The organism is Aeromonas popoffii (assembly GCF_037818705.1).
Classification (GTDB): domain Bacteria; phylum Pseudomonadota; class Gammaproteobacteria; order Enterobacterales; family Aeromonadaceae; genus Aeromonas; species Aeromonas popoffii.
In genome coordinates, this window is the sequence record NZ_CP149129.1 from 3,314,502 (window position 1) to 3,338,508 (window position 24,007).

The following is a 24,007-nucleotide window of genomic DNA, read 5'->3' on the forward strand; positions in this document are numbered from 1 at the left end:
TGTTTCTGATGAGTCATGACCGATGAGAATGGAGCCAGCCCCTGCCCCACTGAGCAAAGTTGCCCGCATCGAGGCGATCCTCGCCCTGATCCCGGCCGGCAAGGTGGTCAGCTATGGTCAGGTGGCAGATCTGGCGGGACTACCCGGTCGGGCCCGGCTGGTAGGCAAGGTGCTGCGGGAAACGGACAAGGTGCTGCCCTGGCATCGCGTGCTAGGTGCAAGCGGCACCATTTCACTGCCAAAAGGGTCGACAGGCTTTGCGCTGCAGACGGGGCGATTGCTGCAAGAGGGGGTGCCCGTGATCGGCGGGCGGGTAAAGATGCGGGAGTGGCAATGGCAGCCCGACCTGGCCGAGCTGCTATTCCTCATTCCCTTTTAAGCCGGGGCGTCACGGCCTCTCATGACCCTCTGCTGAGCCAAAAAGCGGCCATGACTGCTTGCCTCCAGGTACATCACAGCGAGAGAGGAGCCAGGATCTCGTCGCTGCGCACCTGCACAGGTATGGTTTCATACTCCCGTTGCAGCAACACCAGCAGACTCTGCCTGTCCACCTCCAGCACATAGGCAGTCCCTTCCCGGGTCAGACAGGTCATTCCCGGCCGGATCTCGTTAATCTCCATCACAACCTCCATGTACAGCGCTGCCATCCTTGCAGCCGTTTCAGTATACCGTCATCTCCCAACAAAAAGGCCCCAGCAAGGGGGCCTCTTTCATCATAGTGTGAACTACGCGCCATCAGGCCTTCTTCGATTTGGCCAGGCTCTCCTGCCACTTGCCGTTGTCGTAGTGCGCCGTCCAGCCCGTTGCCTTGCCGTTGACCTCTGTCATCACGTACTGCTCCTTGGTCTTGCGACTAAAGCGAACGATGGAGGCATTACCGTCAGGATCTGACGCCGGGGCGTCAGCCAGGTACTGGTGCTTGGGCGAGAGGCGATCTTTGAAGCGCTTGAGCTCTTCCACCAGGGGCGCACGGGTCTCGCGGGATTTCGGGAAGTTGCTGGCGGCGAGGAACAGGCCGGCCGCCCCGTCACGCAGCACAAAGTGTGCATCGGACTGGGTGCACTTGAGCTCGGGCAGCGGCACCGGATCTTCCTTCGGTGGCGCTATATCGCCATTTTTCAGGATCTTGCGGGTGTTCTTGCAGGTCTCACTGGTGCAGCCCATGTACTTGCCGAAGCGGCCGTTCTTGAGCTGCATCTCGGATCCGCAGCGATCGCACTCTATGCTCGGCCCTTCGTAGCCCTTGAGCTTGAACTGGCCCTTCTCGATCTCGTAACCATCGCAATCCGGGTTGCGGCCACAGACGTGCAGCTTGCGGCTGTCGTCGATGATGTAGGCGTCCATGGCGGTGCCGCAGACACCGCAGCGGTGCTTGGCGCGCAGCGCTTCGGTTTCGGCTTCGTCACCGTCGGTGGCGGAGACAAATTCGTCGGCGGAAACCAGATTGATGGTTTTCTTGCAGCGCTCTTTCGGCGGCAGGGCATAGCCGGAACAGCCGAGGAACACGCCGGTGGTGGCAGTACGAATCCCCATCTTGCGACCGCAATCCGGACAGTCGATGTCGGTCAGAACCATCTGGTTGGCACGCATGCCCCCCTCTTCCGCGCCCCGATCCGCTTTTGCCAGCTCCTGGGTAAACTCTTCGTAGAAGGCGTCCAGCACCTTCTTCCACTCCAGGCTGCCTTCGGCGATGCCATCGAGCTTGTCTTCCATCTTGGCGGTGAACTCGTAATTCATCAGCTCGACGAAGTTTTCCACCAGACGGTCGGTGACGATCTCGCCCATCTTCTCGGCGAAGAAACGGCGGCTCTCGACCCGCACATAACCACGATCAACGATGGTGGAGATGATGGAGGCGTAGGTAGACGGACGGCCGATGCCGCGTTTTTCCAACTCGCGTACCAGGGCGGCTTCGGTGAAGCGCGCGGGCGGCTTGGTGAAGTGCTGGCGCGGATCCAGCTTGATCAGTTTGAGCAACTCGCCCACGGTCACCGCCGGCAGCTGGCTGTCTTCGCCCTTGCGACCCATGGGCGGCAGCGCCTTGGTCCAACCGGCGAAGCGCAGAGTACGGCCACGGGCCTTGAGTTCGAACTCGCCCGCCTTGACGGTCAGGGTGGAGGAGTCGTACTGGGCCGGGGTCATCTGGCAGGCCACAAACTGGCGCCAGATGAGATCATACAGACGCATGGCATCCGGCTCCATCCCTTCCAGCAGCTCGGCCGTGACCAGCACGCTGGAGGGACGGATCGCCTCGTGGGCCTCCTGGGCGCCAGCCTTGGAGCCATAGAGATTCGGCTCGCTCGGCAGATAGGTGGCACCATACTGCTCGCCGATATATTCACGCACCGCTTCAACCGCCTCTTTGCTGAGGTTGGTGGAGTCGGTACGCATATAGGTGATGTAACCCGCTTCATAGAGACGCTGGGCCATCATCATGGTCTTCTTCACCCCGAAGCTCAGACGGGTAGAGGCCGCCTGCTGCAGGGTGGAGGTGATGAAGGGCGCGGAGGGCTTGGAACCGGTCGGCTTGTCTTCCCGATTCACTACCTTGTAGTCGACCCCTTCCAGGGCAGCCACGGCGGCAAAGGTCTCGGCCTGGGTGACCGGCTTGAAGTCGGCGCCGTTACGGCTGACCACTTCCATGCGCAGGGAGGCATGTTCACCGGTCAGCAGGTCGGCGTTGAGATCCCAGAACTCCACCGGCACGAACGCCTTGATCTCGCGCTCTTTATCGACGATGAGGCGCACCGCAACAGACTGCACCCGACCGGCGGAGAGGCCGCGAGCCAGTTTCTTCCACAGCAGCGGGGAAACCATGTAGCCCACCACCCGATCGAGGAAACGGCGGGCCTGCTGGGCGTTGACACGGTGGATGTTCAGCTCGGATGGCTGGGCAAACGCCTCCTGAATCGCAGTCTTGGTGATCTCGTTGAACACCACCCGCTTGTAGCGGCTGTCGTCACCACCGATGATCTCGCGCAAGTGCCAGGCGATCGCCTCTCCCTCTCTATCCAAGTCGGTTGCGAGATAGATGGTGTCGGCCTTGGCGGCCAGACTTTGCAATTCACTGACCACTTTCTCTTTGCCGGGCAAAATCTGGTAGTTGGCCTGCCAGCCTGCGGCCGGATTGATCCCCATCCGTGAGAACAGGGCATTGCGATCCTTGGCAGCCTTCTCTGATTCGCTCAGCTTGATGCCGCGAATGACAGGTTTTTTGGGCTCGTTGCTGGCGCTGCCACTGGTGGGCAGATCGCGAACATGACCGACGCTGGATTTCACCACGTAGTCCTTGCCCAAATATTTGTTGATGGTCTTGGCCTTGGCCGGAGACTCCACTATGACCAGTGATTTGCCCATGCTGTAACTATTATCCTCATTGCACCCGACGGGGTTGGTGTGCGGTTTTGTGGGGCTGTATAAGAGATTTGACGCGAAAAAGCAATCTTGTGAGCAAATTAGCTCACCCTCTCGAACCACCTGACCTCTTTATTTATTAATGCGAAGCCGAGCCGCGGGAAGCAACCGCTTTTTTATTTTTATGCTATATCCACCCCCTTTTTATATTTGAAATGACATAACCAACCGCTCTTGTAACATAACAAACCACTTTGGTTATCAGCTTGTTACAAAAGACAAAATCTCATTATAATGGCTGAATCCCGCAGCTTTGTGCGCGGAAGGAACCGCTACCCATATAAAAATCGAAAGGATGTACTCAATGAAGCACTTCGAGGTCAACTTCGACGGACTGGTCGGCCCGACCCACAATTATGCCGGCTTGTCCTATGGCAACGTCGCCTCCCAGAGCAACGCCAAGGAGGCGTCCAATCCGAAGGAAGCGGCCAAGCAGGGGTTACGCAAGATGAAAGCGCTGACCGAGCTTGGCATGACCCAGGGGGTGCTGGCACCGCAGGAGCGGCCGGATCTGGCCACCCTGCGCCGCCTCGGCTTCACCGGCAGCGATGCCAGCGTGCTGGCCCAGGCCGCCAAACAGGCTCCCGCCGTGCTGGCTGCCTGTTATTCAGCCTCCAGCATGTGGACCGCCAACGCCGCCACCGTCTCCCCGAGTGCCGATACCCAGGATGGCCGCATTCACTTCACCCCCGCCAACCTGACCAACAAGTTCCACCGTTCCCTCGAACCCGAGGTGACAGGTCGCATACTGCGCGCCGTGTTCAACAACGATCGTCACTTCTATCACCACCAGCATCTGCCGGAGAACGACCACTTCGGTGACGAGGGCGCCGCCAACCACACCCGCTTGTGTCGTGCCTACGGCGAGTCCGGGGTCGAACTGTTCGTCTATGGCCGCAGTGCCTTCGACGTCTCCCAGCCCGCCCCCAAACGCTACCCGGCCCGCCAGACCCTGGAGGCCAGCCAGGCCATCGCCCGTCTGCACGGTTTGAGTGAAGAGAGCGCCGTCTTCATCCAGCAAAATCCGGATGTGATCGATCAGGGGGTGTTCCACAACGACGTGATCGCGGTGGGCAACCAGAACGTGCTCTTCTTCCACCAGCAGGCCTTTCTCAACACGGCGTCAGCGCTGGCCGAGGTGCGCACCAAGTTCGGCGAGGGCGAATTGCACTTCATCGAGGTGCCGACCAATGAGGTATCGCTGCAGGATGCGGTGAAATCCTATCTGTTCAACACCCAGATCCTCACCCTGCCGTCCGGCGAGATGGCCATCATCGCCCCCACCGAGTGTCGTGACAATCCGGCCGTATCGGCCTACCTCGGCCAACTCCTCGCCCAGGGCACCCCCATCAAACAGGTGCACTACATGGACGTGAAACAGAGCATGCGCAACGGTGGCGGCCCTGCCTGCCTGCGGCTGCGGGTCGCCATGAACGATCTCGAACTGGCGGCGGTCAACCCGGCCTGCCTCATCAACGACAGCCAGTTCACCCGGCTGGATCTGTGGGTGGATCGCCACTACCGCGACAGCCTGGCGCTGGACGATCTGCGCGACCCGGCGCTGGTGCAGGAGTCCCGCACCGCCCTGGACGAACTGACCCAGATCCTCAAACTCGGCTCCGTCTACCCCTTCCAGCGCTGAGTCGCTGGATAGCAAAAGCCGGGCAAATGCCCGGCTTTTTCATGTCAGTGGTGCAAGCGAGGCCTCAGCGCCAGGGGCTCTGCTGCCACAGCCGGCCGAGGCTCGACTCCAGCGCCAGGGCCGCCTGCTGGCCCAGTTTCTGGGTCAGGCTCTTTGGCTTGCGATAGCTGATGCCGACCACCTTGTGATGGCTGGCCTGGGCCAGCAGGTAGTCGTCACTGGTGCAGAGAGTATCCACCAGCCCCAGCCCCTTGGCCTGGCTCGCCAGCCAGTGCTCTCCCGTGGTGACACTGTCTATGTCGAGGTTGGGTCTGTGCTCGGCCACGAACGCCTTGAACCGCTCGTGGATGGCGCCCAGCTCCTCACGAAACTTCTCCCGCCCCAGATCGTCGTTCTCACCGAACATGGTGATGGTGCGCTTGTACTGGCCAGCGGTGTGCATCTCGAATTCAATGTCGTGCTTTTTCAAGAGCTTGTTGAAGTTCGGCAGCTGGGCTATCACCCCGATGGAGCCGACGATGGCAAAGGGCGCCGCCAGGATCTGATCTGCCACGCAGGCCATCATGTAACCGCCGCTCGCCGCCACCTTGTCGATGGCAACGGTGAGTTTGATCCCCTTGTCGCGCAGTCGCTGCAGCTGGGATGCGGCCAAGCCATAGCCATGCACCACACCGCCACCGGATTCAAGGCGCAGCAGCACCTCGTCACCGGACTGGGCGACCCCTATCACGGCACTCACCTCTTCCCGCAGGGAAGCCACCTCTTTGGCGTCCATGCTGCCGTTAAAATCGAGTACAAACAGCCGGCTGCGCTCGTCTTCGGTCCTGGCACGGGCCTTGTGTTCGGTCTTGCGATCCTTCTCCAGCAACTTGCGTCCGGCCTTGCCGGCCAGCGCCGCCTGCAACTGGTAGCGCCCCTGCTCCAGCTCGCTGGAGAGATCGGTCACCACCAGCTCCCCCTTGCGGGATTTCGGCTGACGGCTGCTGATCACCATCAAAATGACGGCCGCGATAGCCAGCAGTAAGGTGAGGGTCTTGGCCAGAAACAGCCCATATTCAGTCAAAAATGCCACTTGATGCTCCGCTCAGTGTTCGAATTTTTCACATTCTAGGGAGTTTGCCGGGCTCGCGCAAAAACTCTGCGACAGTGGCTCAAAAAACACACTCTTTAATCACAACCCCTCTATTTTCTTCACATTTTTGCCGTCTCATACTGGTCAAATGCCGTGCGGGGTCAGTACACTGGCTCTTCTATATACCGCGATACCGCGCGCATCTGCCACGAACGTGTTAACAGGAGTTGTCATGCTCGATTATCAGGCCCCCCGGGATCTGCTCAAGCACAAGGTCATTCTGGTCACAGGTGCCGGTGACGGCATAGGCCGCGAAGCCGCTATCACCTATGCCGCCCACGGCGCCACCGTGATCCTGCTCGGCCGCACCAGCGCCAAACTTGAGGCTGTTTATGACCAGATTGAGGCCGCCGGTTATCCGCTGCCCGCCATAGTGCCGGTGGACTTGAAAGGCGCTACCGCCGCCCACTACCGTGGCATGGCCGAGACCTTCGAGCAGCAGTTTGGCCGCCTCGACGGTGTATTGTTCAACGCCGGCCTGCTTGGCACCCTCTCCCCCTTCGAACACATCCAGGAGAAGGAGTGGGACGAGGTGATGCAAGTCAACGTCAAATCCGAGTTCCTGCTGACCCAGGCGCTGCTGCCGCTGATCCGCCAGACCGCCCAGACGCACGGTGAGGCCTCCATCGTGTACACCTCCTCCAGCGTGGGCCGCAAGGGCCGCGCCTACTGGGGCACCTACGCCATCTCCAAGTTCGCCATCGAAGGCATGATGGAAGTGCTGGCCGACGAGCTGGAAAACACGGCGGTGCGGGTCAACACCCTCAACCCGGGCGGTACCCGCACCAAGATGCGTGCCAGCGCCTTCCCGGCAGAGGATCCCCAGCAGCTCAAGACGCCGGCCGATCTCATGCCGCTCTATCTCTATCTGATGGGGGCCGACAGCCGTGGCAAAACCGGCCAGACCTTTGTGGCCCAGCCCAAATAAATCAACAAAATAACCGGAACCCTGCGCCACATGGGGTTAAATTCAATAGGGTGCCGCCGGCACCCTATTGAAGGCCCTTACCACATACGATCCCTGATCAGGTTGAAATATGTTTCGTCCCAAGAGCACGTTTGAGCAATGGCGGATCTTTCAGGCCGTGGTGGACCATGGCGGTTATGCCCAGGCCGCTGAAGCACTGAACAAGAGCCAATCCTCTCTCAATCATGCGGTGGCCAAGCTGCAGCAGAGTCTGGGGGTGCCTCTGCTGGCAGTGAGGGGGCGCAAGGCAGTATTAACCCCCGCGGGGGAGATATTCCTCAAGCGGGCGCGTCAGCTCAGCCAGCAGGTGGAAGAGCTGGAGAACCTGGCCAACAACCTGGAGCGGCAGTGGGAGCCGCAGGTCAACCTCTATGTTTCCGTGCTGCAACCACGGGAGCGACTCTATCGGGCGCTGGCCCATTTCTATCCCCGCAGCCGGGGCTGCCGCGTCAATCTGCACGAACGCATTCACTGCCACTTCAACGCCCTGCAAGTGGGGGATCTCATGCTCTCCGAGCACCTTCCCCAGGATCGTACCGGCCTGCCGCTGGACGAGGTGTGCCTGCTGCCGCTCTGCTCGGCCAAGCATCCCCTCGCCGCCCTGGTAGGACCCGTCTCGACTGACGAGCTTGCCAGTCACAACCAGATCAGCCTGCATCCCCCCATTCACCGCTCGGTGGACTGGAATGATGCGGATGACACCGGCTGGAAAGCGACCCACTATCACGAAGTGATAGCCATGCTAAAACTCGGCCTCGGCTATGCCTGGCTGCCCCGCCATCTGGTGCAGCAGGAGCTGGTCAGCGGCGTCTTGGTGCCACTGGATCTGGCCAGTGGCAACGAGCGCCATCTCTATACCTATCTGCTGACCCCGTCAGCGGATTCGCTGGGTCCGGCCACCGAGCTGCTGCTACGTTGCCTGCGCAACGAATATCAGACCGGTAACAACAAATAAGCCCAAGCCGTCAGGCGGCCAGCGCCACCCATCGCCAATTGGTCACAGACCCGCCTCACACATTGGGCACCCGCCAGCAGGCGCCCAGTGCCGCCAGCGCCAGCGCCGTGGCCACCATGAAGACCCCGTGAAAACTCCAGATCTCGGCCACAGTCCCCGCAATGGCCCCCGCCATGATGGAGCCGGTACGTATGCTATTGGCAAACAGGGTGGTCGCCACCCCGGCGCGCCCCGGCATCAGATCCTGGAAGTAGGACATGCCGATCCCGGCGACTATGCCGATGAAGATGGCGTTGAGCAGTTGCAACGCGATGAGCGCAGACTGACTCGACAGGGTGACCAGCCCCGCATAGAAACCCACCCCGGCCAGCACCGCCACCAGCATCATGGGACGCTTGCCGAAGCGCTGGGTGTAGTAGCCGGCCAGCAGCATGAAGGGGATCTCGAGGGCCGCCGCCGTGCCCATCAGCACACCGGCCAGCTTCTCCTCCAGCCCCAGCTCGCGGGTGATGTAAAGCGGCATGTTGATGAGGTACATGCTGTTGCAGGTCCACATCAGGGTGGAGGCAATGAACAGCGCCCGCACAGAAGGGTCTCGCCAGCTGCTGACCCGCTCCACCTCGCTGTTTGGCGTGGGCAGCGGCAGGGAGGGCAGCCAGCGCCACACCACGAAGGCACAGATCAGGTAGGCCAGGGCGGAGGCGAGATACATCACCTCGAAGCCATAGCCGATGGCCAGCGCAAAGGCGATGGGGGGGCCGATGACCCAGGCCAGGGAAAACTGGGCCCGCAACACAGAGCTGAACATGTCTGCCCGCTTGTTGCGGCTGTCGGCATATTCCCGTGCCAGGGCAAACAGCTGGGGACTGGCGGTGGCCGCCAGACTCGCCAGCAAGACCCCCAGGCTCACCAGCAGCCAGTAGTTGCGATTCCAGGCGAACAACAGGGAGAGCACCACCCCCGCGAAGCAGCAGCGCAGGATCAGCCGCTTGCGATCCCCCTTGCTGTCGGAGCGGTGGCCGAGCCACTGGCTGATGAGGATCCCGACCACGGCGTTGACCGTGTAAAACAGTCCGACCAGCAAGGGGCGAACCTGCACCTCTTCGGCCAGAAACAGGCTCAAGGTTGGCACCTGGAGCGCGACTGCCACACCAGTTATAAAGGTCACGGCCAAAAAAGAGAGGGAAACGGGATCCGATCTCCTCAGCGCGGCGGTCAACAAGCTCATAGGATTACCACTGATTGGGGGCAAGAAAACGGGCCAAAATTCGGCAAGTACATGAAATAGCGTTGCTTATTTTATGTCATGAACAAGAGTCACCTCAAGGCTTGCGACCCCGCGCCCGACCCCGTACATTGAAAGCCCACTGCCCAGCATAAGGATTCCACATGTTTGATTTTGACCGGGAAATAGATCGTCGCGACACCATGAGTCTGAAATGGGACAAGTACAAAGGACAGGACGTGCTGCCCATGTGGGTAGCCGACACCGACTTTGTCTCGCCGCCTGCCGTCGTCGAGGCCCTCACCCAGCGGGTCGCCCACGGCATCTTCGGTTACTCGCGCCCCTCTGCCCGGCTGATCGAACTGATCATAGCGCGTCTGGCCAGCCGCTACGGCTGGACCATCCAGCCGGAGTGGCTCATCTTCCTGCCCGGTGTGGTACCCGGCCTCAACCTGGCGTGCAAGGCATGGAGCCAGCACGGTCGCGGTATCATCACCCCCAAACCGGTCTACTACCCCTTTCTGCAGGCACCCGGGTTCAACGATCGCCCCCTGCTCACCGTCCCCATGGTGGAAGAGGCCGGTCGCTGGGTGCTGGATCTGGAGGAGCTGGAGCGTCAGGCCCCGGCGGCGGATCTGCTGCTGCTGTGCAACCCGCACAACCCGGGCGGTACCGTGTTTACCCGCGAAGAGCTCAAGGCCATCGATGCCATCGCCGAACGACACAATCTGGTCGTCTGCTCGGACGAGATCCATTGCGATCTGCTGCTCGACAAGCAGGCCCGTCACATTCCCTACGGCGCCATCAGCCCGGCAGCCGCCGAGCGCTCGGCCGTGATGATGGCACCGAGCAAGACCTTCAATATCGCGGGCCTGTGCTGTGCCTTCGCCGTGGTGCCCAACGCCCGCCTGCGCCTCAAGCTGCAACAGGCGATGCGCGGCATCAGCGCCGACGTCAATCTGCTGGGCTTCGTGGCGGCCGAGGCAGCCTATGAGGGAGGCGAACCCTGGCTCTGCGAACAACTCGACTACCTGGCCGCCAACCTCATGCTTATCGAACAGGCTGTCGCCCGCTGGCCCGGCGTCAAGCTGGCTCGCCATCAGGCCACCTACCTTGCCTGGATTGACGTCAGTGCGCTCGGGCTCGAGGATCCCATCACCTTCTTCGAACAGGCGGGGGTTGGGCTCTCCCCGGGCGCCCAGTTCGGCGATGGCCAGTTCGTACGGTTCAACTTCGGCTGCACCCGGGCAAGGCTGACCGAGGCGCTGGCCCGGATGGAGAAAGCGATCCAGACTCGCATCTGATAGCAATAGGGTATATTTTTGCGGCTGAATCTCAGCTGCACCGACCGCCGCCATAAGCGATGAGGGCGGGTCTGAATGGCACATGCCATGCAAACCCGGCTCTGTGCTGAACAGCGGCAGGCCGTGATGTCAGACGGGATGGGCTTGACCCATCCTTTTTATCAGCCATTAATCCGGTTAATTATGTTGCCAAGCGCCCTGCACCACCTGTCGACCCTGTCTCGTTTCGCCCTGCCCTTGCTGGCAGCCGCCCTGGTGTTGCCCCTGCACGCCACTACACCATCCTATCTCACCATAGGCACAGGGGCGCTCAACGGCGTCTACTATCCCGCAGGAGGGGCCATCTGCCGCCTGCTGAACGCAGATAGCGCCAACCACGGACTGCACTGCGCCGTGCAGAGCACCTCGGGCTCCCTCACCAACCTGAAGGAGCTGAACCAAGGGAAAATCCAGCTGGTGCTGGTGCAATCGGATGTGGTGCATCATGCCGCCAAGGGCACAGGCCCCTTCGTGGGCCAGCCACCCAACGACCGGCTTCGCAGCCTGTTTCGACTCCATCAGGAGTCGCTGACCCTGATCGCCAGTGCCAACAGCAACATCAGCACTCTGACCGACATCGAAGGCAAACGGGTCGATCTGGGCAATCCGGGTTCGGGAGAGCGCGTGACCAGCCAGGCCCTGCTCGATGCCATGGGCTGGCAGGAGAGCAGCTTCGCCCCCGTCATTCCCTCCTCCATCAACAACCGGCTGGAAGGACTCTGCGATGGTACCCTGGACGCCGCCTTCATGGTGGCGGGCCATCCCAATCAGCGCATAGGGGATCTGACCGGTCGCTGTCAGGCACGCATCATCCCCATCGAGGGGGAGCAGATCGATCGTCTGCTCAAGACGCTCCCCTATTATCAGCGCAGCCACATCAGCGCCAATCTCTACCCGGGACAGCCCAGCGACGTCAACACCTTCGCCGTCACCGCCGAACTGATTGCACTGGACAGCCTGCCAGACACAGAGGTGCGCACTGTGCGCGACGTGCTGACCGCACGGCTCAAGCAGTTCACCCGTCTGCATCCGGCGCTGACCCCCCTCACTCTGGACTCCATGCAGGCAAAGGCTGAGGTACCGCACCACCCGGGCATGGAGGATACCGTCCTGCCGCCGCCATCACTCATCCCCGAATCCCTGACCCCTGAGGAGTCAGCAGGCTCGGCGGCGACGGCAACCCAGGCAGCCCAGTCGGCGACGCAGACCACCGGGGATGGCGCAGCAGCACAAACCACAACCTCAGAGGCATTGGCAACCCAGCCCACTGCGGTAGAGTCCGTCTCGACCGCCCAGGCCACTCAGGCTGTGACTGTGGACGCCCCCTCGGATGCAGTGGCCACGCAAACCGTGACGACGGATCCACCCTCGGCCGCAGTGGCCACGCAACCCGCCTCGTCCGCACTTGGCTCGGCGCCAGCCGATACGCAAGGGGGGGCGCCCAGTGCCACCAATGGCAGCGACGGCGTGCACCAGCCCCTGCCTGCCACCCCTTCGGCAAGCGTGCCCGTCCAGTAATCTCACGCACCACTTACGAAAGAGGCCACCTGTCAGGGTGGCCTCTTCTTTTGCATTGCTCCTGCGGCCTTGCTCTGTGGCGACTCATACACGACACGGGTCGCCACACAGCTGCCGAGCGGTATCTCCCCTTCCGGCCCAGTCCAACCGGGTCAGGTGCCCGCCATGAACGGTCTGCCTATCCTGCCGGATCTTGTCAGCCTGCGGCCTTGGGCGCCGCTTGATGGCGGGCGTCGGGCTGCAATATCTCCTCCTCCACCCAGTGCAGCAGCTGTTTGATAGCCCGCGACAACACCTGATTCTGACGCACCACATAGCCCAAGCTGGTGCCGGGAAAATCGGTCAGACGGGCCACGGGGGCAGTGAGCTTGAGGCGCGGGTGGAGCGAGAAGTCCGGCACTATGGCCACCCCGAAACCCGCCTCGGCCCAGTCGAGCTGGGCATCCACGCTGCCGACCTCCATGATGCGGCAGGTAGGCAAACCGAGCAGGGGCAAAGAAGGGTCTATCAGCGCCCGGGTGCGGGTATCGTGGCCGAGCAGGATCAGGGTCGGCTCATCAAGGGGGTCGCTCTCTCCCGCCTTCGCCCGCGCCTGCCAGCGGGCCAGCCCGTGTCCCAGCGCACACCAGGTCACCTGCTGCAACTCGGTATAGAACAGCGGTTCGCTGCGCTTTTGCGCCATCACGAAGCCAAGATCCGCCTTGCCGGCCCTGACCAGCTCGGCCGCCTGATCCGAGGTGGTATTGAACAGGGTGAGATCGATGCCGGGAAAGGCCTGCTTGAAGCGCTGGAACGGCTGGATCAGCAGCAGACGGGAGATGATGTCGCTGGCGGCGATGGCGAGCGTGCCCTGGCTCAGCTGGTTGAGGGCATTGAGATCGGACTGGCACAGCAGCAGCTCGTTGATGGCCCGCTCGGCGCTTTGCAGCAGTCGCTCACCGGCCTGGGTCAGCCGAAACGGGCTGCGTTCAATCAGCTTGACCCGGGTGGCCTGCTCCAGGTTCTTGAGATGCAGGCTGACGTTGGGCTGGGTCATGTGCAATTCGGTGGCGGTCTGGCCAAAGTGCTGCAGGCGGGCCAGGGTAACGAAGGTGTGCAGCCAGTGAATATCCAGCATGGGGATCCTCTTGTTTTTCCACATCTGCGCCCATGACGCGGGCCAGCGCGGCAATACGGGGCGTCTTGCCGGTAAATTCGCCACAATTATATGGTTTTCTTATTGGAATTATAAAGATAATTAATTTTTCTAATCCGCCGCAGCCTCCTAGGATGGACGCCTAACGTCTTAGGAGAAAGAGTCATGTCGTCTATCGTAGTCGTAGGTGCTAACTGGGGTGATGAAGGCAAAGGCCGCATCGTCGATTATCTGGCAGGTCAATCCGCCGCCAGCATCCGTTTTCAGGGCGGCAACAACGCCGGCCACACCGTCGTCAACGACTTGGGCACCTTCAAGCTGCACCAGTTGCCGAGCGGCGTATTCAACCCGGAGTGCCTGGTTGTCCTCGGCCCTGGCATGGTCATCAGCCCCGAGCCGCTGACCCGCGAGCTGGCTGAAGTGAACGCCGCCGGCGTGACCCCGAAACTGGCCATCTCTGATCGCGCCACCTTCTGTCTGCCGATCCATGCGCTGGAAGATACCCTGGAAGAAGTCCGTCTGGGTGATGGCGCCTATGGCTCCACCCGTCAGGGCATAGCCCCGGCTTACGGTGATCGGGTCATGAAAAAAGCGATCCTGGTCGGCTGGCTGAAGCAGCCAGAGGTGCTGGTTGAGCGCATCCAGTTCTTCCTCGACTGGAAACTGCCGCAGCTCAAAGCCCTCTACCCGAGCTTCGAGTTCAGCCAGACCGCCCAGGAAATGGCCGATTGGCTGCTGGAAGTCTCCGCCCCCTGGATCGACGCCGTCTGCAACGTCAGCGAGCCGCTCAAGGCCATCCAGGCCCAGAACGGCACCCTGCTGTTCGAAGCCCAGCTGGGCGCCGGCCGTGACCTCATCTACGGTGAGTACCCCTGGGTGACCTCTTCCCACGTTTCCGGCGCCTACGCCGGTATCGGTGGCGGCCTGCCGGCTCTGCGCCCCGAGCGCGTGATTGCCGTGGCCAAGGCGTTCAGTACCTCTGTCGGTACCGGCACCCTGATCACCGCCATGGAGAATCAGGAAGAGTTCCGCAAGTTCGCCAACGAGTTCGGTGCCACCACCGGCCGTCCCCGTGACATCGGCTACTTCGACGCCGTTGCCACCAAGCAGGGTCTGGAGATCCAGGCCGCCAACGAGATCGCCCTGACCAAGCTGGACTGCCTCTCCGGCATGCCGGACCTGAAGATCTGCGTGGCCTACGAAGGCGCCAACACCGAGAACCCCATCTGGCCGCAGACCGCCGGTCTGAAGCCGGTGTACGAGTCCATGGAAGCCTGGAGCGAAGACATCTCTCACATCCGCAAGTTCGAAGACTTGCCCAAGGCTGCCCAGCACTATGTGCTGCGCATCGAAGCCCTGCTGGGTGTGCCGGTTCCCATGGTCTCCGTCGGCCCGGGCCGCGAGCAGATGATACTGCGCTAAGCTCCCTGCGCAGCTGCCAGCAAGATGTCAAAACCGGCCTCACAGAGGCCGGTTTTTTTATGGCCACCTCACCATAAGCTGACCGCCGAGGGACGGGCGGGAACGGGCCCCATCCGCGAGAACGACACCCGGCGACAGGCGCCATACAGGGGCTTCATCTGGAGAGCTCCCACCTCTGTATGCTCTATCGCAACCTTCTGAAACAGGAAGGCGGCTCCCCACTAGCGCAGGGAATAACGCAACAAAAAGGCCTCCGCAAGGGAGGCCTTTCTTATGGCAGTGCCGGGCTGAGATGGCAGTCACGGCTTACTTGACGGTCACCCGGGCAAACTTGCGCTTGCCAACCTGATAGACGGCGGTACCGGCACCTACCAGTGCCTTGCCATCTTCCAGCTTTTCGCCGTCAACCTTGACCGCGCCCTGCTTGATCATCCGCAGTGCTTCGGAGGTGGTGGCCACCAGATCGGCATCCTTGAGCAGGTTGGCGATGGCCAGCCCTTCGCCTTCCAGCGCCAGTTCGACCTCCGGCATCTCGTCCGGCATGGCGTTCTTGGAGAAGCGCTGGGTGAAATCTTCGTGGGCCGCTTCGGCTGCCGCTTCGTCGTGATAGCGGGAGATGATCTCTTTGGCCAGCCAGATCTTCACGTCACGAGGATTCAGGGTGTTCGCGGCGATACCGGCCTTGAACTCTTCAATCTCGGCCAAGGGGCGAGAGGAGAGCAGCTCGTAGTAGTTCCACATCAGGGTGTCGGTGATGGACATGATCTTGCCGAACATCTCGCCCGGGGCATCGTGCACGCCTATGTAGTTGGCGGCAGACTTGGACATCTTCTTGACGCCATCCAGACCCACCAGCAGCGGCATCATCAGCACGCACTGTGCGGCCATGCCGGCATCTTTTTGCAGCTCGCGGCCCATCAGCAGGTTGAACTTCTGATCGGTACCGCCCAGCTCGACGTCCGCCTTCAGCGCGACCGAGTCATAGCCTTGCAGCAGCGGATAGAGGAATTCGTGAATCGCGATGGATTGGCCGCCGGTGTAGCGCTTTTTGAAGTCGTCGCGTTCCATCATGCGAGCCACGGTCTGCTTGGCCGCCAGCTTGATCATGCCGGTCGCGCCCAGCTCGCCCAGCCAGCTGGAGTTGTACTCGATACGGGTCTTGGCAGGATCGAGGATCTTGAACGCCTGCTCGGCATAAGTGAGGGCGTTGTGCTTGATCGCCTCTTCGGAGAGCGGCGGACGGGTGCTGTTCTTGCCGGAGGGGTCACCCACCATGGCAGTGAAATCACCGATCAACAGGATGATCTCATGGCCCAGATCCTGGAAGGTCTTCAGTTTGTTGAGGATCACGGTATGACCCAGGTGAATGTCGGGAGCCGTCGGATCCATCCCCAGCTTGATGCGCAGCGGGCGCCCTTCCTTCAACTTGGCGACAAGTTCTTCTTCAACCAGAATTTCTTCCGCTCCGCGCTTGATCTCGGCTAGCGCCACCTCGAGCTGGGACATTTTTTGACTCTCCAATCACGATTCCACAGGGCCAAACATATTACTGGAATGGCGAGCTAATTGGAAAGGCTGTAAAATCCATCCATTCTGCCCGACTTCATCTGCTTCTCATGGTTATTTGGCACGCCTTCAACGCACTTCCCCACTGGCACCGCAAGATGGTGCTGATCCTGAGCATCATGGTGATGATGCTGGCTGCCTGGCCAAGCGAACAGGCGGTCGCAACCCGGGTCGATGACAACGGCAACGATTTTGCCGCCGAGCCGCAAGCCGACGAGGGCGAGCTGCTGGCCCAGACCGAGCTGCCCGTCACCCCGCCCAAGCCCAGCTATGTCACCAAACAGGTGAAGGTGCACCGGGGCGACAACATGGGAGTCATCTTCCAGCGCCTTGGCCTCAGCACCACGGATCTGCACCTCATCGATCAGCTCGATGGCACGGATCCCCTGCGCCGGCTCAAACCCGGTCAGGAGCTCACCTTCAAGCTCACCAAACATGGCATGCTGCACAGCCTCTATTACCCCCACAGCCTGGAGCAGGCGCTGAAAGTGAACCGCAAGGCGGATCGCTTCATCGCCAAACCGGTCAAGCTGGAACTCGATACCCGCGAGCAGGTGGCCAAAGGCGAGATCCGCTCCAGCTTCTGGGGTGCTGCCGCCGAGGCGGGCATGACAGAAGTTCAGATCATGAACCTGGCAGCCATCTTCGGCTGGGACATCGACTTCGCTCAGGACCTGCAACCCGGGGACAGCTTTCGGGTGGTCTATCAGGAGAAGTATCAGGATGACGAGCGGGTCGCCTCCGGCGATATCCTGGCCGCCGAATTCGTCAACCAGGGCACCGCTTACCGCGCCGTGCTCAATGAAGATGGCAACTACTACACGCCGGAAGGCAAGGCGATGCGCAAAAGCTTCCTGCGCGCCCCGGTCAACTTCAAATACATCAGCTCCAACTTCAACCCGCGCCGCCTCCACCCGGTCACCGGCAAGATCCGCCCCCACAACGGCATCGACTATGTGGCTCCTGTAGGCACCCCCATCATGGCGGCGGGCTCCGGCCAAGTGGTGGCCGCCGGCCACAACCAGTTCAACGGCAACTACGTCTTCATCAAGCACGCGGGCAACTTCGTGACCAAATACCTGCACCTATCCAAACGCACCGTCGATAAAGGGCAGCGAGTGAAACAGGGACAGACCATTGGCACCCTGGGGGGCACAGGCCGGGTGACAGGCCCGCACCTGCACTATGAGTTCGTGGTGGGCGGCATTCACAAGAACCCGCGCACCCTCACCCTGCCACAGGCTGAAACCCTGACCGGACGGGAGCTGGCCAATTTCAGGAAGCTGGCGATGCCGCAACTGGCCAAACTCGACCAACTTGACAAGCCTGAGCTGCAGCTGGCTCAGAACAAACGGGACAATCGCGGTGGCTAAGTGGCCGCCAAGGAGTGGGGAATGAAAGAGCGCTATATCGGACTGATGTCAGGCACCAGCATGGATGGGATCGACGCCGTGCTGGTGATGATCGACGGCGATGAACTGCGGGTCGAAGCGGCACTCTGCCACCCCTGGCCCACGGCCCGTGAGCTGCACGCCCTCAGCACTCCGGGCGACAACGAAATAGACAGGATGGGCGTGGCCGACAATCTGGTGGCCCGCGAGTTTGCTGCCGCCACCCACGCGCTGCTCGCCAAGGCGGGGCTGACCCCTGAAGATATTCGCGCCATCGGCAGCCATGGCCAGACCATCCGCCACCGCCCTCAGCTCGGCTTTACCCTGCAGATCGGCAATGCCGCCCTGTTGGCCGCGCTGACCGGCATTGATGTGGTGGCCGATTTTCGCACCATGGACATGGCCCTCGGCGGTCAGGGGGCGCCGCTGGTGCCCGCTTTCCATCAGGCACTGTTTGCCAAACCCGGCGCCCTGCGGGTGGTGCTGAACCTCGGCGGCATCGCCAATATCTCGGTGCTGCCGGGCAATCCCGGTGGGGTGTATGGCTTTGATACCGGCCCTGCCAACACCCTGCTCGATGGCTGGTATCGCCGTCATCAGCCAGACGGCGGCAACTACGACGCCGGTGGTAAATGGGCCGCCAGCGGCCAGCTTATTCCTGACCTGCTTGGAAAGCTGCTGGCTCACCCCTACTTCGCCGCCGCCTCCCCCAAGAGCACCGGGCGGGAGATGTTCACCCTCGATTGGCTCGATGGCGAGCTGGCAGGCACTGCATACGCCCCCGTGGATGTTCAGCGCACCCTGCAGGCACTCACCTGCCACAGCATCGCCCGTCAGCTGCCCGCCCAGCCCGAGGCAGTCGGTACCAGCCAACCCAAAGCCGAGCTGTTTGTCTGCGGCGGCGGCGCCCATAACACCCCGCTGCTGGCGGAACTCGCCAGCCTGCTGCCCTGCTGGCACATCGCCAGTACCTTTGATCTGGGGATAGACCCCGACTGGGCGGAGGGGGCGGCATTTGCCTGGCTGGCACAGCGCTTTATCCATCGCAAGCCGGGCAACCTGCCCGCGGTCACCGGCGCCAGTCGCCCGGCCGTGCTGGGTGCCCTCTACCTCGCCGGATAACTGACACCGGGTGCCCCCATCCCGAGCGCTGATCCAGACCCGGTCCCTTGTGCGCCTGCCGACCACTGACCCGCGTCACGCTGGCGGGCAAGCCAGCATCTTGCTCCACCATCACAACCGCTCACAGGACGACTGCCCCCTTATGGCATATTTATCTCGCTATTTTGGGCGGCCAACATCATCAAAATAAGCACACAAGCGGCGATTCAAGTGCAATAACCAAATATCGCCTATGCAATGTATTGAATTATATTCCAGCCACATCTTTATTAGTCTTTGCATGACCTTGGGTTAGCATATTTTTAGCGAACTGGATAGATCCCCAAAACGATTGAAATTACATATCCATGCAAAATAAAAACGGTTATCCGCAAGATGACGCATATTTTTAACGCATCATTCACAGCGCTGCCCCATCCCCACAGAGGGATAAACCCAGTCCACACGGGCTCGCCCGCGATGCCAACCCTGTTTGAACCACCTCGGAATGGTATTCACCCTGAATTGAATAGCAAAAAAGCTATATTTTCGAGCGTTGACCTATCTCATAGAAACGAAATCCCGGTTTGCATCCCCTGATAGCCACTCATAGAATCGCCATGTCTGACATATCTACCCTGTCTCGCCCTCTCTTATCCCATTCAGCTATTGAGTGGATCACAAATAATAACCGGGGATGCCGCCGCTGGTACAGTAGCCATGGCGCACAACAAGATGGGGTAAACCTGTATCTGAATTAACAAAAAATATTAAAAAGAGGCATATCTATGAGTGGCATCATCAAGTCGGCAAGAAATACCACCAATGCTCCGCAGGCGCTGGGGCCCTACACCCAGACGGTGGCATTCTCTCATTACAACAATATTTCCGCCCAGTTACCGGTCGCTCCCAAGACGGGCAAAATGGTAAGTGACGATGTCAAGGTACAGGCCAGACAGTGCCTGAATAACCTCAAGGCCATCATAGAGAGCATTGGCCACGTGATGAACGATATGGTCAAAACCACCATCTTCCTGAAAGAGATGGCGGATCTGGAGGCGGTCAACGCCGTCTATCGCGAATTCTTCCCGGGTTATCTGCCGACCCGCACCACCCTCGCCGTCGCCGCCTTGCCGCTGGGTGCGCTGGTGCAGATCGATGCCATCATCTCCAACGGCGAAGGCACCTTCCCGCAAGATCCTTGCCCGCTGGTCAAACTGGCCCGCAACAGCGACAAAGCACCGCACAATCCACTCTCAACCCATACCGTCGCCTTCTCCCACTACAACAATATCGGCGCACAACTGCCGGTCGATGCCGCCTCGGGCCAGCTGGTCGCCGGTGGCATCAAGGAGCAGGCGGGTCAGTGCCTGCGCAATATCAAGGCGGTGCTGGAGAGCATAGACGTGCCGTTTGACGATATCGTCAAAGTGAATATCTACCTGACCAGCCTCGCCGATCTGGAGGCCGTCAACCAGGTCTACACCACCTTCTTCCCCGACTCCGCCATTGCCCGCGCCGTTGCCTATCTGCCCGCCCGCTCGGTGGTCAGTGCAGCCGCCCTGCCAATGGGGGCGCGGGTGCAGATGGATGCGGTCATCTCCCACGGTGACGGCACTCCGCCGCAACGGGTGGAAGACCGTCACAAGCTAGTGATCTCTGCCCGCAATACCGACAAGGCACCGCAGAGCCCGCTCCATTGCCAGACCGTCGCCTTCTCCCACTACAACCATCTGTCTGCACAACTGCCGATTGACCCCGCCACCGGCAAGATCCTGGCTGGCTGCATCAAAGAGCAGACCGCCCAGTGCCTGAGCAATATCAAGGCCATCGTCGAGAGCATCGGCCATGTGATGGACGATATCGTCAAAGTGAATATACAGCTCGGCAACATCGCGGATCTGGATGCGGTCAACGCCGTCTACACCCAATACTTCCCGGGCTACCTGCCCGCCCGCACTGTATTTGGGGTGGGCGAACTGCCCGCCGGAGCGCTGGTGCAAATGGATGCCGTGCTCTCCAATGCGGAAAGTACCCCGCCGCAGGTGTAAGGTTTACTGTGTATGATAAAAAGACACCGGCTTAGGCCGGTGTCTTTTTATCTAATTTTCAGGGGCATGCTTTTAATATCATCATATTAATGAATACACAATCCAACCTGGCAATGCATCCATTTAGTTTTGCGAACATCCAATGACGCTGCGCCAATCGAACCTACGAGCCATCAGTGTTCGCTAAAGGTAGTGCTTAAGTTCCACTTCCCGTGTCTTGAACATCTGATAATCAACGACTGTGCGTCCCTTGGCTGCGGTGAACCACTGTACACCGACTTCATCTGAATATCTAAACTCCAATCTAAATTCATATTTACTACTGACAAACAAAGCAATACATGCACCGATCAAAAATGCAACCACAGGGAGAACTGACGTTATTACCTGACCATGTTCATCCGTCGGGACAATGATAAACAATACGCTTGAGGCAATGAAACCGATGATGAACATATTGAGCAGTTTATCTTTCCACGAGAGCGTCCTGACTTGCACATCAGATATTTTATCAAAGTCATAACTGTCTTTGTTGACCCGCAGTTTTTTTGCTGATGGATCGATAGAAATAGAACAAGACATAGGAAAACTCCATCTTGATTACACATCAAATGACATTTTTATAATTAAAGATCATTCACCCGGGAACGGATCCTGCTCCCTCCGAATATCCTTGTGAGCTGATGCCATCACCCAGAGACGATGCGGCAAGAATGTGATTGCTGGCTTGGTTTATACCATGACGACCCGCTGAAACAGCGGGCCGTCAATCGAGAGCTGGGGGCGGCAGCAGCAAGGAGGGTATCATATGGCGCTACAAATAACAGCAAATGAAAAAGAAAAAGCGAGGTCGATAAACACATCACTCTGGCAGCATCAAAGGCCATAAAAAACGCCCCCCATCTTGCGATGGAGGGCGTTTTATCGTTCCGGCTATTGGGCCACGCTGACCCAAGGTTCAGGAACTACAAGGGCTATTACAGGGACTCTGCGGTCGCAACCACGTTTTCCACGGTAAAGCCAAATTCCTTGAACAGCAGCTCGGCCGGTGCGGACTCACCGAAGGTGGTCATACCGATGATCTTGCCGCCGAAACCGACGTACTTGTACCAGTAGTCAGCAATGCCCGCTTCGATGGCCACGCGCTTGGTGACAGAAGACGGCAGCACGGACTCTTTGTATTCGGCAGACTGGGCATCGAACACGTCGGTCGCCGGCAGGGAGACCACGCGCACGGCACGGCCCTTGGCAGTCAGCTGCTCATAGGCGGCAACGGCCAGCTCCACTTCAGAACCGGTGGCGATCAGGATGAGTTCCGGCTTGCCAGCGCAATCCTTCAGCACATAACCACCCTTGGCGGTATCGGCCAACTGCTGGGCGCTGCGGTCCATCTGGGCCAGGTTCTGACGAGAGAAGATCAGCGCAGTCGGGCCGTCGGTACGCTCGATGGCGTGCTTCCAGGCGATGGCGGATTCAACCTGGTCACACGGGCGCCAGGTGCTCATGTTCGGGGTCAGACGCAGGGACGCGATCTGCTCAACCGGTTGGTGAGTCGGGCCATCTTCACCCAGACCGATAGAGTCGTGGGTGTAAACGAAGATGGCACGCTGCTTCATCAGCGCGGCCATGCGCAGGGCGTTACGGGCGTACTCCATGAACATCAGGAAGGTGGCGCCGTAGGGGATGAAACCACCGTGCAGGGCGATACCGTTCATGATGGCGGACATGCCGAACTCGCGTACACCGTAGTGGATGTAGTTGCCGGAGGCATCGTCGTTGGTCAGGGACTTGGAGCCGGACCACATGGTCAGGTTGGACGGAGCCAGGTCAGCAGAACCGCCCATGAACTCCGGCAGCAGCTTACCGAACGCTTCCAGAGAGTTCTGGGACGCTTTACGGGTCGCGATCTTGGCCGGGTTGGCTTGCAGAGTTTCGATGATCTTGGCGGATTCAGCAGCCCAGTTGGCCGGCAGTTCGCCAGCGGTACGGCGCTTGAACTCGGCAGCCAGCGTCGGGTGAGCGGCTTCATAGGCAGCGAACTTGGCAGCCCAGTCGGCTTCCAGTGCAGCACCCTTCTCCTGAGCGTTCCACTCGGCAGCGATATCGGCCGGGATAACGAACGGAGCGTGGTCCCACTTCAGGAATGCGCGAGCAGCGGCGATCTCGTCGTTGCCCAGCGGTGAGCCGTGGCAGTCGTGAGAACCGGATTTGTTCGGGGAGCCGTAACCGATGATGGTGCGGCAGCAGATCAGAGTCGGCTTGCCGGTCTCGGCCTTGGCGGCTTCGATGGCGGCATTGATGGCTTCCGGGCTGTGACCGTCAACAGCCGGGATAACGTGCCAGCCGTAGGCTTCAAAACGCTTGACGGTGTCGTCGGTGAACCAGCCTTCTACGTGACCGTCGATGGAGATACCGTTGTCATCCCAGAACGCGATCAGTTTGCCCAGTTGCAGGGTACCTGCCAGGGAACACGCTTCGTGGGAGATACCTTCCATCAGGCAGCCGTCGCCCATAAAGGCATAGGTGTAGTGGTCAACGATGTCGTGGCCCGGCTGGTTGAACTGCTCAGCCATGGCTTTTTCGGCGATCGCCATACCAACGGCGTTGGTGATGCCCTGACCCAGCGGGCCAGTGGTGGTTTCAACGCCCGGTGCATAGCCGTACTCCGGGTGACCCGGGGTGCGAGAGTGCAGTTGGCGGAAGTTTTTCAGATCGTCGATGGAGAGGTCATAACCGGAGAGGTGCAGCAGGGAGTACAGCAGCATGGAGCCGTGGCCGTTGGAGAGAATGAAACGGTCGCGGTCGGCCCACTTGGGGTTGTTCGGGTTATGTCTGAGGTGGCTACGCCACAGCACTTCGGCGATATCCGCCATTCCCATGGGGGCGCCCGGGTGACCGGAGTTGGCTTTTTGAACGGCATCCATACTCAATGCACGAATGGCATTGGCAAGCTCTTTACGAGAAGGCATCTGAATCTCCTGCGATTGCTTCATTTGATGGCCAAGATTAAGGCGCGTTATTGTCCCAGCAGGGCGCGCGGCGTGCAAATATTATCTGGATGAATAAAGTGGCTTTGGGAGGACAATCGCTTTTCTTGCCCTCTGTTGGCCAAAGCAACCAGAGAAAAACGTTTGATTTCCATCCC

Annotated in this window: 18 protein-coding genes; 10 read left to right on the forward strand and 8 right to left on the reverse strand. The window is 60.2% G+C overall.

Features of this window, described 5'->3' with window-relative positions; translation table 11 throughout:
* Window positions 1-22: 22 nt before the first annotated feature.
* Window positions 23-379 carry an MGMT family protein gene (locus WJM78_RS15060; protein ID WP_339010206.1) on the forward strand — a complete coding sequence of 119 codons (357 nt, stop codon included), beginning with the start codon at window positions 23-25 and terminating at the stop codon, window positions 377-379.
* A gap of 73 nt (window positions 380-452) precedes the next feature.
* Here the strand turns inward: WJM78_RS15060 and WJM78_RS15065 are convergent, their stop codons facing one another.
* Together WJM78_RS15065 and topA are read right to left on the reverse strand one after the other, a co-directional pair.
* The gene (locus WJM78_RS15065) at window positions 453-620 is read right to left on the reverse strand and encodes a hypothetical protein (protein ID WP_167335284.1); all 168 of its coding nucleotides are present in this window, start codon (window positions 618-620) and stop codon (window positions 453-455) included.
* 115 nt (window positions 621-735) lie between these two features.
* Window positions 736-3,357, reverse strand: coding sequence for a type I DNA topoisomerase (gene topA, locus WJM78_RS15070; protein ID WP_108536466.1), 2,622 nt, complete (start codon window positions 3,355-3,357; stop codon window positions 736-738).
* Window positions 3,358-3,718: 361 nt separating this feature from the next.
* On the opposite strand from topA, the gene astB reads away from it, so the two are divergent.
* Window positions 3,719-5,056, forward strand: a complete 1,338-nt coding sequence (gene astB, locus WJM78_RS15075; protein WP_339010207.1) for an N-succinylarginine dihydrolase — start codon at window positions 3,719-3,721, stop codon at window positions 5,054-5,056.
* 64 nt (window positions 5,057-5,120) lie between these two features.
* Here the strand turns inward: astB and sohB are convergent, their stop codons facing one another.
* Window positions 5,121-6,128 carry a protease SohB gene (gene sohB / locus WJM78_RS15080; RefSeq protein ID WP_339010209.1) on the reverse strand — a complete coding sequence of 336 codons (1,008 nt, stop codon included), beginning with the start codon at window positions 6,126-6,128 and terminating at the stop codon, window positions 5,121-5,123.
* Between the two features lie 232 nt (window positions 6,129-6,360).
* Here sohB and WJM78_RS15085 point away from each other — a divergent pair, with 232 nt between their 5' ends.
* Window positions 6,361-7,116, forward strand: coding sequence for a YciK family oxidoreductase (locus WJM78_RS15085; protein WP_339010211.1), 756 nt, complete (start codon window positions 6,361-6,363; stop codon window positions 7,114-7,116).
* Window positions 7,117-7,225: 109 nt separating this feature from the next.
* Complete coding sequence (locus WJM78_RS15090) at window positions 7,226-8,110, forward strand: LysR family transcriptional regulator (protein ID WP_339010212.1); 885 nt, start codon at window positions 7,226-7,228, stop codon at window positions 8,108-8,110.
* A 55-nt stretch (window positions 8,111-8,165) separates the two neighbouring features.
* On the opposite strand, the gene WJM78_RS15095 is transcribed toward WJM78_RS15090, so the two are convergent.
* Window positions 8,166-9,338, reverse strand: coding sequence for an MFS transporter (locus WJM78_RS15095; protein WP_108536469.1), 1,173 nt, complete (start codon window positions 9,336-9,338; stop codon window positions 8,166-8,168).
* Window positions 9,339-9,499: 161 nt separating this feature from the next.
* On the opposite strand from WJM78_RS15095, the gene WJM78_RS15100 reads away from it, so the two are divergent.
* Together WJM78_RS15100 and WJM78_RS15105 are read left to right on the forward strand one after the other, a co-directional pair.
* Entirely contained in the window at window positions 9,500-10,639 is a 1,140-nt protein-coding gene (locus WJM78_RS15100) for a MalY/PatB family protein (RefSeq protein ID WP_275931165.1), read from the forward strand.
* A gap of 183 nt (window positions 10,640-10,822) precedes the next feature.
* Window positions 10,823-12,196 (forward strand): TAXI family TRAP transporter solute-binding subunit, encoded by a 1,374-nt coding sequence (locus tag WJM78_RS15105; protein WP_339015881.1) that lies wholly within the window; start codon window positions 10,823-10,825, stop codon window positions 12,194-12,196.
* A 196-nt stretch (window positions 12,197-12,392) separates the two neighbouring features.
* Here the strand turns inward: WJM78_RS15105 and WJM78_RS15110 are convergent, their stop codons facing one another.
* Complete coding sequence (locus WJM78_RS15110; RefSeq protein ID WP_042037490.1) at window positions 12,393-13,313, reverse strand: LysR family transcriptional regulator; 921 nt, start codon at window positions 13,311-13,313, stop codon at window positions 12,393-12,395.
* A gap of 183 nt (window positions 13,314-13,496) precedes the next feature.
* Here WJM78_RS15110 and WJM78_RS15115 point away from each other — a divergent pair, with 183 nt between their 5' ends.
* The gene (locus WJM78_RS15115) at window positions 13,497-14,753 is read left to right on the forward strand and encodes an adenylosuccinate synthetase (RefSeq protein WP_042037492.1); all 1,257 of its coding nucleotides are present in this window, start codon (window positions 13,497-13,499) and stop codon (window positions 14,751-14,753) included.
* 306 nt (window positions 14,754-15,059) lie between these two features.
* Here the strand turns inward: WJM78_RS15115 and tyrS are convergent, their stop codons facing one another.
* On the reverse strand, window positions 15,060-16,259 hold the full coding sequence (gene tyrS / locus WJM78_RS15120; protein ID WP_339010214.1) for a tyrosine--tRNA ligase: 1,200 nt from the start codon (window positions 16,257-16,259) through the stop codon (window positions 15,060-15,062).
* A 110-nt stretch (window positions 16,260-16,369) separates the two neighbouring features.
* Between tyrS and WJM78_RS15125 the strand changes: the two genes are divergently transcribed.
* From WJM78_RS15125 to WJM78_RS15135, 3 genes are all read left to right on the forward strand, one after another.
* Window positions 16,370-17,692 (forward strand): peptidoglycan DD-metalloendopeptidase family protein, encoded by a 1,323-nt coding sequence (locus tag WJM78_RS15125; protein ID WP_339010217.1) that lies wholly within the window; start codon window positions 16,370-16,372, stop codon window positions 17,690-17,692.
* Window positions 17,693-17,713: 21 nt separating this feature from the next.
* A complete protein-coding gene (locus WJM78_RS15130) occupies window positions 17,714-18,832 on the forward strand; it encodes an anhydro-N-acetylmuramic acid kinase (protein ID WP_339010219.1) in 1,119 nt (372 codons plus the stop codon).
* Between the two features lie 767 nt (window positions 18,833-19,599).
* Window positions 19,600-20,862, forward strand: a complete 1,263-nt coding sequence (locus WJM78_RS15135) for a RidA family protein (protein WP_339010222.1) — start codon at window positions 19,600-19,602, stop codon at window positions 20,860-20,862.
* A 183-nt stretch (window positions 20,863-21,045) separates the two neighbouring features.
* Here WJM78_RS15135 and WJM78_RS15140 read toward each other — a convergent pair whose 3' ends face one another.
* Window positions 21,046-21,444, reverse strand: a complete 399-nt coding sequence (locus tag WJM78_RS15140) for a hypothetical protein (RefSeq protein ID WP_084204666.1) — start codon at window positions 21,442-21,444, stop codon at window positions 21,046-21,048.
* A 395-nt stretch (window positions 21,445-21,839) separates the two neighbouring features.
* Window positions 21,840-23,831 carry a transketolase gene (gene tkt / locus WJM78_RS15145; RefSeq protein ID WP_339010225.1) on the reverse strand — a complete coding sequence of 664 codons (1,992 nt, stop codon included), beginning with the start codon at window positions 23,829-23,831 and terminating at the stop codon, window positions 21,840-21,842.
* Between the last annotated feature and the right edge of the window lie 176 nt (window positions 23,832-24,007).